Origin of the sequence: Streptomyces kurssanovii (assembly GCF_040677245.1) — a bacterium.
Classification (GTDB): Bacteria; Actinomycetota; Actinomycetes; order Streptomycetales; family Streptomycetaceae; genus Streptomyces; species Streptomyces kurssanovii.
Genome location: NZ_JBFAQK010000071.1, coordinates 22218 through 36722 on the forward strand (window position 1 = coordinate 22218; position 14505 = coordinate 36722).

The 14505-nt window shown below is 73.0% G+C and carries 13 protein-coding genes; 5 read left to right on the forward strand and 8 right to left on the reverse strand.

Translation table 11 applies throughout. The features are described from left to right. The first annotated feature begins 220 nt into the window (after window positions 1-220). Both AB0K36_RS31090 and AB0K36_RS31095 read left to right on the forward strand, forming a co-directional pair. Window positions 221-1132: a pseudouridine-5'-phosphate glycosidase gene (locus AB0K36_RS31090; RefSeq protein ID WP_364600613.1), complete on the forward strand. Its 912-nt coding sequence runs from the start codon at window positions 221-223 to the stop codon at window positions 1130-1132. After that, entirely contained in the window at window positions 1129-2010 is an 882-nt protein-coding gene (locus AB0K36_RS31095; RefSeq protein ID WP_364600615.1) for a carbohydrate kinase family protein, read from the forward strand. Before AB0K36_RS31090 ends, AB0K36_RS31095 begins: the two co-directional genes overlap by 4 nt. 5 nt (window positions 2011-2015) lie before the next feature. Here AB0K36_RS31095 and AB0K36_RS31100 read toward each other — a convergent pair whose 3' ends face one another. Both AB0K36_RS31100 and AB0K36_RS31105 read right to left on the reverse strand, forming a co-directional pair. Continuing rightward, window positions 2016-2654 (reverse strand): nucleoside/nucleotide kinase family protein, encoded by a 639-nt coding sequence (locus AB0K36_RS31100; protein ID WP_364600617.1) that lies wholly within the window; start codon window positions 2652-2654, stop codon window positions 2016-2018. Between the two features lie 38 nt (window positions 2655-2692). Next, window positions 2693-3175, reverse strand: coding sequence for a cupin domain-containing protein (locus AB0K36_RS31105; protein WP_364600619.1), 483 nt, complete (start codon window positions 3173-3175; stop codon window positions 2693-2695). Between the two features lie 189 nt (window positions 3176-3364). Here AB0K36_RS31105 and kilB point away from each other — a divergent pair, with 189 nt between their 5' ends. Next, window positions 3365-3823: a plasmid transfer protein KilB gene (kilB, locus tag AB0K36_RS31110; RefSeq protein ID WP_364600621.1), complete on the forward strand. Its 459-nt coding sequence runs from the start codon at window positions 3365-3367 to the stop codon at window positions 3821-3823. A 38-nt stretch (window positions 3824-3861) separates the two neighbouring features. On the opposite strand, the gene AB0K36_RS31115 is transcribed toward kilB, so the two are convergent. Beyond that, window positions 3862-4830: a D-2-hydroxyacid dehydrogenase family protein gene (locus AB0K36_RS31115; protein WP_364600623.1), complete on the reverse strand. Its 969-nt coding sequence runs from the start codon at window positions 4828-4830 to the stop codon at window positions 3862-3864. A gap of 35 nt (window positions 4831-4865) precedes the next feature. On the opposite strand from AB0K36_RS31115, the gene AB0K36_RS31120 reads away from it, so the two are divergent. Continuing rightward, the gene (locus tag AB0K36_RS31120) at window positions 4866-5555 is read left to right on the forward strand and encodes a DUF2293 domain-containing protein (RefSeq protein ID WP_364600625.1); all 690 of its coding nucleotides are present in this window, start codon (window positions 4866-4868) and stop codon (window positions 5553-5555) included. A gap of 70 nt (window positions 5556-5625) precedes the next feature. On the opposite strand, the gene AB0K36_RS31125 is transcribed toward AB0K36_RS31120, so the two are convergent. Together AB0K36_RS31125 and AB0K36_RS31130 are read right to left on the reverse strand one after the other, a co-directional pair. After that, entirely contained in the window at window positions 5626-6330 is a 705-nt protein-coding gene (locus tag AB0K36_RS31125; protein WP_364600627.1) for a chaplin, read from the reverse strand. Between the two features lie 144 nt (window positions 6331-6474). Then, window positions 6475-7848 (reverse strand): amidohydrolase, encoded by a 1374-nt coding sequence (locus tag AB0K36_RS31130; RefSeq protein WP_364600629.1) that lies wholly within the window; start codon window positions 7846-7848, stop codon window positions 6475-6477. A gap of 263 nt (window positions 7849-8111) precedes the next feature. Here AB0K36_RS31130 and AB0K36_RS31135 point away from each other — a divergent pair, with 263 nt between their 5' ends. After that, window positions 8112-8624 (forward strand): DUF3574 domain-containing protein, encoded by a 513-nt coding sequence (locus AB0K36_RS31135; RefSeq protein ID WP_435877974.1) that lies wholly within the window; start codon window positions 8112-8114, stop codon window positions 8622-8624. A gap of 121 nt (window positions 8625-8745) precedes the next feature. Here AB0K36_RS31135 and AB0K36_RS31140 read toward each other — a convergent pair whose 3' ends face one another. The 3 genes from AB0K36_RS31140 to AB0K36_RS31150 form a co-directional block, all read right to left on the reverse strand. Continuing rightward, on the reverse strand, window positions 8746-10041 hold the full coding sequence (locus AB0K36_RS31140) for an SWIM zinc finger family protein (protein WP_364600633.1): 1296 nt from the start codon (window positions 10039-10041) through the stop codon (window positions 8746-8748). Then, window positions 10038-12956, reverse strand: coding sequence for an SCO1167/SCO6262 family helicase (locus tag AB0K36_RS31145; protein ID WP_364600645.1), 2919 nt, complete (start codon window positions 12954-12956; stop codon window positions 10038-10040). Before AB0K36_RS31145 ends, AB0K36_RS31140 begins: the two co-directional genes overlap by 4 nt. A gap of 313 nt (window positions 12957-13269) precedes the next feature. After that, window positions 13270-14313: a slipin family protein gene (locus tag AB0K36_RS31150; RefSeq protein WP_364600635.1), complete on the reverse strand. Its 1044-nt coding sequence runs from the start codon at window positions 14311-14313 to the stop codon at window positions 13270-13272. Between the last annotated feature and the right edge of the window lie 192 nt (window positions 14314-14505).

Consider the following 14505-nt stretch of genomic DNA (forward strand, 5'->3'; position numbering starts at 1 on the left):
GACGCGCCGCTCCCGGGCAGGGCTCGGCGTACGGCGGCCGGGTCAGAGCTCTCGCTGAGCGCGTCACGCCCACGAGGTCGGGCGCCGCGCCAAGCCGCTGCCGGGATGGTGGCAAGCGGCCATGCCCCTGTCAATGGTTGTCAGTAAACTTTCCTTCCAATCGTCGCGATTCCCGTCCGGCCGAGGTTTGCGCCCCGCTCCGCCGCGCCAGGGATGGGACATGCCGAAGACCGCAGCCATGGTGTCCGAAGAGGTAAGGGAAGCCCTCGATACCGGGGTGCCCGTCGTGGCCCTGGAGTCGACGATCATCGCGCACGGACTGCCGCGTCCCCGCAATCTGGCCGTCGCGACGGAGCTGGAGGCCCTCGTCCGCGCGGGCGGCGCCGTCCCGGCCACCATCGCCGTGCTCGACGGCAGAGCCCATGTCGGGCTCACCAAGGCCGAGTTGGAACGGGTCGCGGGCGACCCCGGGATGCGCAAGTTCGGCCACCGCGACCTCGCTCCCGCCGTCGCCACGGGCGCGAGCGGCGCGACGACCGTCTCCGCCACGGCGTTCCTCGCCGATCTGGCCGGCCTCAGGGTCTTCGCGACCGGCGGCCTGGGCGGCGTGCACCGGGGCTGGACCGAGACCCAGGACGAGTCGGCGGACCTGCGGCTCCTCGCCCAGGTCGGCATCACGGTGGTCTGCGCGGGCGTGAAGTCGATCCTGGACGTCCCGGCCACCCTGCAGCGGCTGGAGACCCTGGGGGTGACCGTGATCGGCTACGGGACCGGTCACTTCCCCGGCTTCTACCTGGCCTCCTCCGGCGAACCGGTCGACTGGACGGTCGACTCCCCCGAGGAGGTCGCCGCCGTGATGCGCGCCAAGGACGCCCTCGCCGAACCGCGCTCCTCGCTGATCGTGGCCAATCCCGTCCCGGTGGAGGAACAGCTGGACCCGGCCCTGCACGACCGGGTGCTGGCGCGGGCGCTCGAGGAGGCGCGCGAAGAGGGCGTCACCGGGCAGGCCGTCACACCGTTCCTCCTCGAGCGGCTGACGCGGTACACCGACGGCGCGTCCCTCGAGGCCAACCTGGCCGCCGTGCGCGGCAATGTCCGGCTCGCGGCACGGATCGCAGCGGCATACGCATGACCGGGCTCCTCGTCGTGGGCGATGTCGTCACCGACGTCGTGGCCCGGTACAGCGCCCCGCTCGCGCACGGCACGGACACCCCCGCCACGATCCGCATCGTGCCCGGGGGCGCCGGCTCGAACGTGGCGTGCTGGGCGGCGTACCGGGGCTGCCGCGATGTACGACTGCTCGCCCGCGCGGGCGTCGCCGACCTGGAGTGGCACGCGGCACGGCTGCGGACCGCGGGCGTGCGGCCGCTGCTCGTGCCCGACGACGAGGTGCCGACCGCGACGGTCGTCGCCCTCGTCGACCGCACCGCGGAGCGGACGTTCCTCACGGACAGCGGCGCCGTACTGCGGCTGTGCCCGGCCGACTGGTCCCTCGATCTGCTCGAAGGGATCGGCCACCTGCATCTGTCCGGCTATCTGCTCTTCTCCGGCACCAGTCGTGCGACGGCGCTCGCGGCGATGAGCGCGGCACGGAAGGCAGGCGTCACGGTGAGCATCGATCCGGCCTCCGCGGGCTTCATCCGGGAACGCGGCGTCGAACGGCTGCTGTCGGACCTCGACGGCGTGGACGTCCTGCTGCCGAACACGGACGAGGCGCGGCTGCTGACCGGCCTGCCCGACCCCGCCGACGCCGCCGTCAAACTCAGCCGGTCGGTCCCGCTGACCGTGGTGACGCTGGGCGCCGGAGGCGCGCTGGTGGCCGAGGCCGGCACGGTCACCGCCCGTCTCCCGTCCCGCGCCGCCCAGGTCCTGGACACCACGGGCGCCGGGGACGCCTTCACGGGGGCGTTTCTCGCCGCACGGCTGGCGGGTGCGGATGCCCGTACGGCCGCGGAGGAGGGCTGCCGGGCCGGAGCGGAGGCCGTGGCGCTGATCGGCGGCCGCCCCTGAGCCGGTCAGCCGGCAGCCGACCAGGCCGGATGCCGTGGATCGTCCGCCCGTACGAGGATGTCCGCCGCGTCGCCGGGGGCGATCTCCTCCTCGTACCGGGCGTACGCCGGGAGCGTCCAGCGTTCGCCCTCGTCCGTCCGGCGCTCCAGAGCGGGCGGAGACAGCCTCAGATGCGTCGTCAGGTCGAACGGGAACCAGTGGCCGAGCAGAAAGGGGCCGTGCAGCAACAGCACCCCGCCGGGCGGCAGTTCTACGTGCGGGCTGCGGGTTGCCCGGTCAGTCGACGGGTCCCACAGATCGGGCAGGACCCGTCCGCTGCCGCCGGCTTCCAGCGGCCCGAAGACCTCACGCCACAGCGCGCCCGTGTCGAACCAGCCGCTGTAGTAGCTGTCGGGGTCCTCGCGCCCGTACTCGTACCGGAGCGACGCGGGCCGCAGGAACCCGCCCGTGCCGACGACGACGACACCCCGCCCCCGCACGCGCAGCGCTTCGCCGACGAGCTCCGCGAGCTCGCCGGGCCGTGACGCCGGGGCACCGTCCACGCCGACGCGCAGCCAGGGGCTGCCGGCGGCGGCGGTCGTTCTCAGGACACGCTCGGCCAGGTTCTCGGCCAGCCGCTCCCAGGTGATCGGTTCGAGTCGCACGCACCCATCCTCACCGACCGGCCCGGTGCGGCGGCCGGCTATCCGGCGGCGCAGTTCGGTGCGTCCTCGTCCACCGAGAGCGGGCTGCCGGCGGGCAGGAAGTACGTCACGTACAGCACGACCGGCTCGGTGCCGAGGTTGCGCCCGAGGTGACGGTGGCGCGCGCCCGCCGGTTCCAGGATCGCGCCGCCCGGACCGGTGACCTCGAGGGAGCAGTCGTCCAGGGTGCGGGTCAGCGTGCCCGACCGGACGACGGCGAGGACCTGGCCGGGGTGATGGTGCCACCCCGTCGTGCCGCCCGGGGCGATGGTGAGGGTGCGGACGACCACGTCCGTGCGTCCCTTGGCCGTGATCCTCAGCGAGTCGTCCGACGTGCCCTGGGCCAGGACCGTACCCGTGACCCCGCTGCCGGGGGTCGCGTTCGCGGCGGACGGGACGACCGCCAGCGCCGCGAGGCAGCCCGTCAGCACCAGCGCCGTACGTACGTCGAACCGCTTGCCCATCACCGTGAAGCCACGCATGGCCGGCCCCCTCCGAGTCATCGCTCCGGCAAACGCCTCAAGCTATCAGCGGTTACCGGAAGTAGTGCGTCACTGAGGACTTGACGCATCTCTCCACCGCGGTGATCTGATTCGCTCGTGCCCGGAGCCGGCGATCAGACCGGCGCTGAGCCGCACCCTCGAACGACATATCAAGTCCGGGAGCACCACATGTGGACAGCGCTCATCGCGGTCATCGGCACCTTGCTCGGGTCGGTGGCGACCCACTTCTTCCAACGCCAGACGGCGGAACGCACCGCGGCCCTGGCACGGGCGGAGCAGCTGCGCCAGGAGCGGATCTCCGCGTACAGCGCCTTCGCGGGCGCGCTCGTCGACTACCGCCGCGGCCAGAACGACCGCTGGCACCGGGCGCTGGAGTCGCCGGGCAGCAGCGTCGCAGAAGAGGCCCGCATCGACTCGTACCGGCTGCGCTCGAGTGCCCATCAGGCGCTGATCCGGGTCCAGTTGGTGTGCGACGACCCGCAGGCCCTGGCGCTGGCGGCATCCGCGTTCGAGCTCACCAACTGTCTGCACGAGGCCCCCGAGGAAGCGGACCGCTCGCTCCGGTCCGAGCAGGCGCGGGAGACGCTGTCGGAGTTCATCGGCGCGGCGGCGCCGAGCGTGCGCTAGGAGACGCGTCCGGGTCCGGCGCGATCCGGAGGGCGACGTCAGGAGGGCACCGCAAGGGTACGGACGGGACTGCCCGCGAGGTAGGCGGCGATGTCCTCGACCGCCTCCCCGAAGTACCCCTCATAGTTGCGACGGGTGACGTAGCCGAGGTGGGGCAGGCCGAGGAAGTTCGGTGCCGTGCGCAGCGGATGGCCGGCGGGCAGCGGTTCCTCCTCGAAGACGTCGGCGCCCGCCCCGGCGATCCAGCCCTCGCGCAGGGCCGCCACGAGCGCCTCCTGATCGACGATCGCGGCCCGTGAGGTGTTGACGAGGTAGGCGGTCCGCCGCATCCGCTTCAGCTCCCCGGCGCCGATCAGCCCCCGGGTGCGCTCGCCGAGTTGCAGGTGCACGGAGACGAAGTCGCCGGCCTCGAGCAGTTCCCCGAGCGAGCCGGCCCGCCGGACACCGTGTTCGGCGGCTCTTTCCTCGGTGAGGTTGCGGCTCCATGCCATGACGTCCATGCCGAAGGCCCGGCCGACCGCGGCGACCTTCGCACCGATCCTCCCGAGTCCGAGAAGCGCGAGCGTACGACCGTGCAGGTCCGCTCCGACCGTGGACTGCCACGGGCCCCCGTCGCGCAGGGCACCGCTCTCCGCGACCACATGGCGCGCCAGGCCCAGGATGAGCGCCCACGTCAGCTCGGCGGGCGGCTCCGAATTGCTGGCTGTGCCGCACACGGTCACGCCGTTGCGGGCGGCGGCTTCGAGGTCGATCGACGCGTTGCGCATGCCCGAGGTGATCAGGAGCCGCAGACGTGGCAGCCGGTCGAGAAGAGAAGCGGGAAAGGGCGTGCGCTCGCGCATCACGACCAGGATCTCGCAGTCGCCGACCGCGGCGGCCACCTCTTCCTCCGAGCCGAAGTGCTCTTGGACCGAGCGCACTTCGACGCTGCCCCCGAGTGAGGACCAGTCGGCCATGGACAGCGCGACATCCTGATGGTCGTCGAGTACGGCACAGTTCAGCGTCATGGGATCGGAGCGTATCCGCTGGGTACCAACGGGACATGGACCTGGTGGTGATCCAGCCGCTCAAGGGCGGGCACTGCGCGGAGTGCCGCAGGGGCCCGCTGCCGATGCATCTTCTCGAGTCCGGCGTACCGGTCTGTCTCGACTGCGCCGATCTCGCTCACCTCGTGTACCTGCCCCGGGGCGACGCCTGCCTCACCCGGCGGGCGAGGCAGGCGAGTGCCCTGTGGGCGGTGGTGGTCCGGCGCAACCGCCGCCGTGGCCGCTACGAGCGCCAAGGGCTGCTCGTCGAGGAACTCGCACTCTCCCGCGCGGAGTCGGCGTGCCTCGCCGACGCCGAGGTCCGGCTCCGGCGCCGTGAGCGGGACGCGGCCCGCAGGGCCGCCGCAGACGTCCGCTTCGCCGCCGAACTGGCCGCGCGGATACGGCAGCTGTTCCCCGGCTGCCCCGAGGAACGCGCCACCGGGATCGCGGCCCACGCCTCCGCGCGCGGCAGCGGGCGTGTGGGCCGCACGGCGGCCGGCCGCTCCTTGGAGGAGGGGGCCGTCACGGCCGCGGTGCGCGCCTCCGTGCGGCACCTCGACACGGGCTACGACGCCCTTCTGATGGCGGGCGTGGCACGCAAAGAAGCGCGCGCCCGGTCGGCCGGGGAGATCGATGCGGTACTGGCGTCCTGGAGACGGCACCCCGACGAGGCCGGGGCGGCCCAGGACGCCGGGGGCCGCTGAGGGCCGTGTCCCAGGAGCCGGATCCAGGGCGGCCGGGAGGAGCGTCCGGGCCAGCCGCTCCGGGGCGGGCCTAGGACCCCTGGGAGGGGCGGAACCGGCGGTACAGCACAAGGCCGCCGAGGATCATCGTCGCGCCGGCGGGCACCGCGAACGCCAGCTCGTCGGAACCGGTGTGGGCGAGGGACGATCCGGCGGGCCGCGGCGCGGGCGCCGGCGCCTCGGGCGCGGCCGGCCGCTCGCGCTCCGTGGCCTTCGGCGGGGTGGTGGGCTTCTCCTCGGCCGGCGGCTCGGCGGAGTCGTTCACCGAGGTGTTGCCGGTGGCGGGGTTGCCGATGCCGACGACGTTCACGGAGTTGCCGCTCACGTTGACCGGTACGTCGACGGGGAGCTGCACGCCGTTGCCGGACAGGACCCCGGGCGAGCCGGCGGTCTCGCCGTCCGCGTGTGCGCCGCCGCCGTTGTGGGCGCCCGTGCCGTCGCCCTGCGAGCCGCCCTCGCCGCCGTGCCCGCCGTTGCCGCCGTGCTCGCCGTGCGACTCGTTGACGCAGGAGTTCCCCGCCGCCGGGTTGAGCAGTCCGACGACGTTTACCGTGTTGCCGCACACGTTCACCGGGACGTGCACGGGAAGCTGTACCCCGTTGCCGGAAAGCACGCCGGGCGATCCGGCGGCGGTGCCGTGCGCACCCGAGTCCGCCTGGGCGTAGCCGGTGGCCATGGCCAGTGCGCCGCCCGTGAGCATCACGGTCGCCAGGCCCTTTCGGTGAACCTGCCTCATGGTTGCCTGCCTTCAGAAGAGAATCCCGCGGGACACTCGCCCGCACCGGAATTAACGCCGTGCGGCCGCATCGGTTCTGCTGAAAGAGGCATTCACCCCATCGGGTGTGCGGACTTTCGAAACCCGTCCCACCTTCCGGCCGTACTAGCCGTCGTACTCCTGGATCCGCCGGTCCTGTCGCCGTCGTGTCAACGCGGGCAGTTCACGGGCCAGTTCGGCGGTGATGGCGGGCACGTCGAGCGTGAGCAGACGGCGGTCGCGCATCAGCACCCTGCCGTCCACGATCGTCGTGCGTACGTCCGAGGAACGCGCGCTGTGGACCAGGGTCGCGGCGTGGTCGTGCACGGGCTGGGTGTGCGGTCCGGTGAGGTCCACCAGGATCAGGTCCGCCCGCCTGCCCGGCGCCAGCGCCCCGATGCGGTCGTCGAGTCCCAGCGCCCGGGCGCTCTGTGCGGTGGCATGGTCGAGCGCCTGCCGTGCGGTCAGCCAGGCCGGGTCGCGCTCCGTCGACTTCTGTACGAGCGCGGTGAGCGTCATGGACTCCCACACGTCGAGGGTGTTGTTGGAGGCGGCGCCGTCGGTCGCCAGACCCACGGGCAGGCCGATCGACGCGAGCGCCCGGATCGGGGTCGTGTCCCAGCCGAATTTCAGGTAGCCGCGCGGCGCGGTGGCGACCGCGATCCGGCCCGTGGCGCGCCGCAGCACCGAAAGGTCCCCGTCCGTGATCCCGGTGCCGTGCGCGATGAGCAGGTCGGTCTCCAGCAGCCCGGTCCGCTCGAGCACTTCGACGGGTGTCAGCCCGTGCCGTTCGACACTGTGGTCGGTCTGTGCCCTGTTCTCGGCCGCGTGCAGATGAACCATGAGGCCGTGCTCGCGGGCGAGCCGTGCGGTGGTGGTGAGGTCGTCGTCGTCCACTGTGTACGGGGCGTGCGGCGCGAGGGACGTGGTGATCCGGCCGTCCGCCGCACCGGCCGCGCGAAGGGCGAAGTCGAGGGAACGCTCGCGTCCTTCTGCGCCCTGGCTGGAGAAGTAGCCCCAGCCCAGGTTCGCCCGCATGCCGCTCCGGGTGACCGCCGCGGCGACCCGGTCCATGGAGAAGTAGTGGTCCGCGAAGGTGGTGACGCCGCCACTGATCATCTCGGCGCAGGCCAGCAGGGCGCCCAGTTCGACGACCGTCTCCGTGAGGTTGGACTCGATGGGCCAGATCCAGTCGTTGAACCACTCCTCGACCGGCAGATCCTCCGCGATGCCACGCAGCGCGACCATCGGTGTGTGGGTGTGACAGTTGATCAGCCCGGGCATGGCCAACTGGCCCTTGCCGTCGATGCGTTCGTCGGCGGGGAGATCCGCGACGGCCGCGGCCGTGGTCACGGCGTCGATGACGCCGTCGCGGACCACGACCGCCGCGTCGTCGACGAAGTCGATCCGGCCGCCGTCCGCTGCGTGCACCAGCACGGTGCACCCGGCGATCACGAGATCCGCTGCCGGCGGACGATCCGCATGCCCCGCTGAAGTCATCCCGGTGCTCCTCTGTCGATGTCCAGGTCGGTCCGTCCCCGTCCCCGTCCTACCCGGCTTCTCCGCCCGATCCCCCGCGCCACGGGACGACCTGCCCGGTGTGTCTCCTGCTCCGGCCGCCCGCGCCGCGGTCCTCGTGCGGGTGGAATCCGGTCGAAGCCGGTGTCCGGCGGGCGAGCGGGCCCGCCAGTGGCCACAGTGAGCCGCACCGGCGGCCGCCGGGTCACGATTCCACGAAAGGGTTCCGAACCGTGCCGACCTTCATGCAGAGCCAGAGCCAGAACCAGAGGCAGAGGCAGAGGCAGAACCGGACCCGGCGCACGCTGCTCGCCGTCGCCGGCGCGGCGGTCGCCGTGCTGACCGTCGGCGCACCGGCCGCGCAGGCGACGCTGGACGACGGACGGGCCGCGAAGCCCCGCGCGACGGCGGCGGTGGCGGCGCGTGGTGAGGCGTACCTCGAGACACGGCTGTTCTTCGGCACGGAACGGCCGGACGGCGGCCCTGACGTGACGGACGCGCAGTTCATGACGTTCGTCGACCGCAGCGTCACGCCCAGGTTCCCTGAGGGACTGACGATCCAGGAGGGCCGCGGACAGTGGCGGGACTCCAACGGCGTGGTCGAGCGGGAGCGTTCGTACGAACTCATCCTGCTGTATCCGGCGGCCGAGGCCCGTACCCGCGACCCGCAGATCGAAACGATCCGTGACGCGTACATCGCCGCCTACGGCCAGGACTCGGTCGCCAGGCTCGACGAACCGACGCTGGCGGACTTCTGACGACGCCCTCCGGCGGCCGGCCGCCCCGCTGTCATTCGGCGGCCGCTACGCCGTGGGGTTCGCGGCGTCAGTTCGCGGCCGCTACGCCGTGGGTTCACGGCAGCTCGCGGCCGATACGCCGTCACCTGCCGAGGAGCGCGGCGAGCGCTCCGACCGGGTCGGTGTCGGGGGTTCCACGCGGCCACCAGTCCTCGCGGTCGGGGTCCGACTCGTACCCGTACCAGAGGCCGTCACGGCCGAGCCTCAACTGGAGCGAGCGGGAGGAGAGCTGATTGCGCCAGGGCCTGAAGCCGGGAAAGTCCGCGGCGGCCAGGGCAGGACGCGCCCGGTCGAAGGGGCCGGCGGGCGGATCCCACGGCTCCTCCAGGACGGAGAGGGCCGCCGGACCGCCCTGACGCCACGCGGCGACGGCGCGTGCGAGGTCGGTGGGCGTGCGGTCGGCCGCGGCGGCGAGGTCGCGGTAGAGGGCGCGGGTGGACGCGGTCAGTCCGGAGCCGGGATGTGCGGCTGCCAGCCGGACGGCGTCCTGCCACCGGGTGAGCGCCGCGACGGGGTCGCGGCCGGTGGTGAGCAGGGTGTGGGCTCGGGCGGCCGCCTCACAGGCCAGCAGGTCCAGGGCGAGCGGGTCGGGGGCACCGGGCGCGTGCGGGTAGGCCGGGGGGCGGCCCGCACGCCGCGGTGCCGGGAAGGGCGGCGGCAGGGGCGGCCGTACGCGGGGGGCGACGGCCTCGCTCGCGGGCACGGTGGCCTGCGGGGCCGCGGCAGCGGCAGCGGCAGCGGCAGCGGTGTGCTCGGCCGCAGAACGGGCCGCGTTACGCCGGGAGAGCGCCGCGAGGATCTCCCGCCCGCCACGGCCGCGCATCAAAAACAGCACGAACGGGTCCTCGTCCAGCAGCCTGGCGGTCTGGTAGCAGAGCGCGGCAGCGTGCTTGCAGGGGTAGCCGTCGTCCGGGCAGGAGCAGTCGGGGATCAGGTCCCCGGGCCTCGGCAGCAGCTCGACGGCGGCGGCCAGCGTCTGGGGGACGTCCTTGTCGAGGAGCGCCGCCATGTGGTCCGGCCGAGCCGCCGCGGCGGCGAGGAAGTCGTCCCAGTCGTCGTCGGTGAGCGTACGCAGGCGGATCTCCGTGCGGTACGGACGGGGCCGACTGCCCTGTACGTACGCCATGACCTTGCCGGGCGTCACCGTGATCGCGGCGACGTTGCCCCGAGCGGCGTAGGCACGGCCGCGCACCAGACGGGCGGGGTCGAGGGCGGTGTCCTCGAGCGCCTCCACCCAGGCGTTGCCCCACCATGTCGAGGCCGCCTCGTCGCCGGCGAGCGGCTCGATCGGGGGGAACGTCCGCCGCTGGTCTTCGTGGTGGGGGCCGGCCGGTGCTCCCGGCCGGGAACGGGCGCCACCGTGCGCGCGGGGGGTCATGCGGGCCTCCGCAAGGAGACGAGGTCGGCCAGTTCACGGTCGGTGAGCTCGGTCAGCGCCGCCTCGCCGGATCCGAGCACCGCGTCCGCCAGGGCGCGCTTGGAGGCGAGCATCTCCGCGATGCGGTCCTCGACCGTGCCCTCGGTGACAAGCCGGTGGACCTGCACGGGCTGCGTCTGGCCGATGCGGTAGGCGCGGTCGGTCGCCTGCTCCTCGACGGCCGGGTTCCACCAGCGGTCGTAGTGGATCACATGGCCGGCCCTGGTGAGGTTCAGTCCGGTGCCCGCCGCCTTGAGCGACAGGATGAACACCGGCACCTCGCCGGACTGGAAGCGGTCGACCATGCGCTCGCGCTCGGCGATGGGCGTCCCGCCGTGGAGGAGCTGGCTGGGGATCGCTCGGGAGGTGAGGTGCGCGGAGAGCAGGCGGGCCATGGAGACGTACTGCGTGAAGACGAGTACGGAGCCGTCCTCCGACAGGATGGTCTCGAGCAGCTCGTCGAGGAGCGCCAGCTTCCCCGAGCGGCCGGCCAGCCGGACCGGGGCGCCACCGCTCCCGGACCGGGCCCCGCCCCGGCGGTCTCCCCCGATCGGCGACTCGGCCCCGTGCCGGGCCCCGGTGCCCGGGCCCGCGCCGGACTCCTTGAGGAACTGGGCGGGGTGGTTGCAGATCTGCTTGAGGGCCGTGAGCAGCTTCATCACCAGACCACGGCGCGCGATGCCCTCCGCGGCCTCGATCGCCGCCATCGTCTCCCGCACCACGGCCTCGTAGAGGGACGCCTGCTCACGGGTGAGCGGCACCGGATGGTCCGACTCCGTCTTCGGCGGCAACTCGGGCACGATGCCCGGGTCGGACTTCTTCCGGCGCAGCAGGAACGGGCGGACGAGCCGGGCGAGCCGCTCCACGGCGTCGTCGTCCTCGCCGTTCTCCACGAGGCGGGCGTGGCGGGAGCGGAAGGCCTTGAGCGGGCCGAGGAGCCCCGGGGTCGTCCAGTCCAGCAGCGCCCACAGCTCGGAGAGGTTGTTCTCCACGGGGGTACCGGTGAGGGCCACGCGGGCGGGGGTGGGGATCGTACGCAGTGCCTTGGCCGTGGCGGAGAAGGGGTTCTTCACATGCTGGGCCTCGTCGGCCACGACCATTCCCCAGCTGTGCGAGGCCAGTTGCTCCGCACTGCTGCGCATCGTCCCGTACGTGGTGAGGACGACGCCGCCGTCCGGCATGTCAAGGGTGCGGCCTGCGCCGTGGAACCGCCGTACGGGCACGTCAGGGGCGAAGCGGGCGATCTCCCGCTGCCAGTTGCCGAGCAGTGACGCCGGGCAGACGACGAGCGTCGGCGCGGTGCGTGCCCGGCGAAGGTGCAGGGCGATCACGGTGACGGTCTTGCCGAGTCCCATGTCGTCGGCGAGGCAGCCGCCGAGGCCGAGCGAGGTCATGAGGTCCAGCCAGGCCAGGCCCCGCAGCTGATAGTCCCGCAAGGTCGCGCGGAGGCCCTCGGGTGCTTCGACGGGGGCTGTCGCGGCGGTGAGGCGGTCGCGGAGGGCGGCCAGCGCGCCCGTGGGCACGGCCTCGACCGTCTCCCCGTCGACCTCCGCCGTACCGGTCAGCGCCACGGCGAGCGCGTCGACCGGCTCCAGCAGGCCGAGCTCCCTCTTGCGTGCCTTGCGCACAAGATCGGGATCGACGACGACCCACCGATCGCGCAGCCGCACGATGGGGCGGTGCGACTCGGCGAGCGCGTCCATCTCGCTCTCCGTCAGGGGGTCTCCCTCGAGGGCCAGCTGCCAGTCGAAGGTGAGCAGTTGTTCGCTGTCGAAGAAGGGAGTGCCGTCGGTGGCGGAGCCGGGCGCCGAGCGCACGACGGCAGCGGCCGTGAGCGTGCGCGCGAGCTCCTTCGGCCAGTGCACGGCCACTCCCGCCGCGTCGAGGCGGGCGGCGCCGGGCCCGAGCAGCTCGTACAGCTCGTCTTCCGTCATCGGCAGCACGTCCGGCACGTCCCGCTCGAGCAGCCGGGCGAGCGGTTGCCAGGCACGGGCCGCGCGGCGCAGCGCCAGCACCGTGTCGATCCGGGCGCGCGGCCCGAAGTGCTCGTCGCCGGCCCCCGCCCACAGCCGCGCCGCATCCATGACGAGAGTGGGGTCGGCGAGGCTGTGCACCTGGACGAGAGCGGCTGCCGCGTTGCGCTCGGTGCCGCCGTCCGGGGCGGTGTCGAAGAACTCGTAGGCGGACAGGTCGAGACGCAGCGAGACCCGGACGCCCGCGTCCATCCCTGCCGCTGCCTCTGCGGCCCATTCGCGCGCCCCGGGCAGATGCTGCGGCCCGGCGGCCGCGAACGGCGCGCCCGCCGCGAACTCGGCGGCCGGTGTGCGCGGCAGGCTGTCGGCCACGGCGTCGAAGAAGGCTCGCACCAGGGCTTCGGGCTCGTGCAGTCGCAGAGGCGGGGAGCCGTCGACGGGGACGGCGTGTGCCTCGTACGGCATGGCGGCGGCGATGGCCCTCAGCTGTGCGATGTCATCGGCGTCCAGCGGTCCGGCGCGCCAGGCGTCGTGGTCGGCGGGTGTCAGTCCCGGCAGGAGCCTGCCGCGGGCGACGAGGTGCAGGGCGTGCAGAACGGCCGCGCCCCAGCAGGCGGCGGCCGGGTGGGCGGCCGGGTCCCGCCGGGCGGCGATCAGCAGCGGGGCGGCGTCCGCGACAGTCATGACGACGGCGGGAACGGTGACGCCGCCGACATCGGGGCCGTGCGGGCCGTCCGGGCGGACGACCGTGATCTCGCCGTCCGCTCCGGGGAGCGCACGACCGTCCGGGTCCCAGAACGCGACGCGGCCCTCGCGGGGCAGCGCGGCGGGCAGGAAGACGGCGGCAACGGCGCGGAGGGCTGCCGTACCCGTACTCGTCACCGCCTCCGTGCCTGAGCCCATGACCGGGATCACCGCGTCCCTCCTTTCCCGTGAGTGCCGACTGCCGACTTCGCATGACCGACCTTACGGGCGGGGTCTGACACTCGAGGCGACGCGGCTGTGGCCCGGTCTTTCTGCCACAGCAGCTGCCGGCCGCTGCCGCCCCGAGGCAGCCGGCGGGCTCCGGCCGTGCCGAGCTGCGTCCGCCTCCGGCAGGTCAGCCGTGACCGGGCCCCGACGCCGATGCGCCGTGAGGCAGCCGCAGACCCCTCGGGCTCTGATCAGGAGGCGCAGCGAGGAGCCGTCGCACGACGTTGCCCCCTGGCCGGGCGGATCAGGAGAGCCCTCCCCGTCCCGGCACCATGGGCGGCAGGTCGCCGAGCCGCGAGGAACCGGTCCGCGAAGCATCCTCCGCGGCGTCCTCGCCGCCTCCCGTCGCCATCGGCGGCACTTCATCGGCCGGCAGCGAGCCGGCCGCCGTAGTGTCCTCACCGCTCTCCGCCGCCGCGGGGAGCCCGGCTGCCGCTCCGGCCTCCACTTCGGGCGAAGGCGCGGCGCCCGCGCCGGCCGCCTCGTCCTGGCGGCCCTGTCGACCCGCCCCGGCCGGATCGCCGGGCTGCGGCGCGGCCCGTTCCAGGAACCGCAGCAGCTCCACGGGGAACGGCAGCACCAGGGTGGAGTTCTTCTCGGCCGCCACCGCCACCACCGTCTGCAGCAGCCGCAGTTGGAGCGCCGCGGGCTGCTTGGACATCTCGCCCGCAGCCTGCGCCAGCTTCTTGGACGCCTGGAGTTCGGCGTCCGCGTTGATGACGCGGGCCCTCCGCTCGCGGTCCGCCTCCGCCTGGCGTGCCATGGAGCGCTTCATGGTCTCCGGCAGCGACACGTCCTTGATCTCGACGCGGTCGATCTGGACACCCCAGCCGACCGCCGGGCTGTCGATCATCAGCTCAAGGCCCTGGTTGAGCTTTTCGCGGTTGGAGAGCAGGTCGTCCAGATCGCTCTTACCGATGATGGAACGCAGCGAGGTCTGAGCCATCTGGGATACGGCGAAGCGGTAGTCCTCGACCTCGATGACCGCGTTGGCCGCGTCGATCACGCGGAAGTAGACGACCGCGTCCACGCGGACCGTGACGTTGTCCCGGGTGATGCCTTCCTGGGCCGGCACGGGCATGGTCACGATCTGCATGTTGACCTTGCGTATCCGGTCGATCGCCGGAACGATCATGGTGAATCCCGGCCGTCGCACCTCGCCGTGCAGACGCCCCAGACGGAAGACCACACCGCGCTCGTACTGCTTGACGATGCGCGCTGCGGCCATCGCATAGGCCACGAGCCCCGTCGCCACTGCTACGCCGGCCACCGCCAGCTCCTCGATCATCGGGGCACCCCCTCATCGTCCGGGGCGGTCATCGAATACCACGGTATGACCGTTATGCCCGATAGGGCGATATCCACCCCTCGGCACATGGGACGGGCGTGGACCATGGCCGCTCCTCGTCTCCACTTGACCAAAGATGAACCCAGGTTCTCTATAAATGGTGAACCGATGTTCAGGTTAGGGAGATGTGGC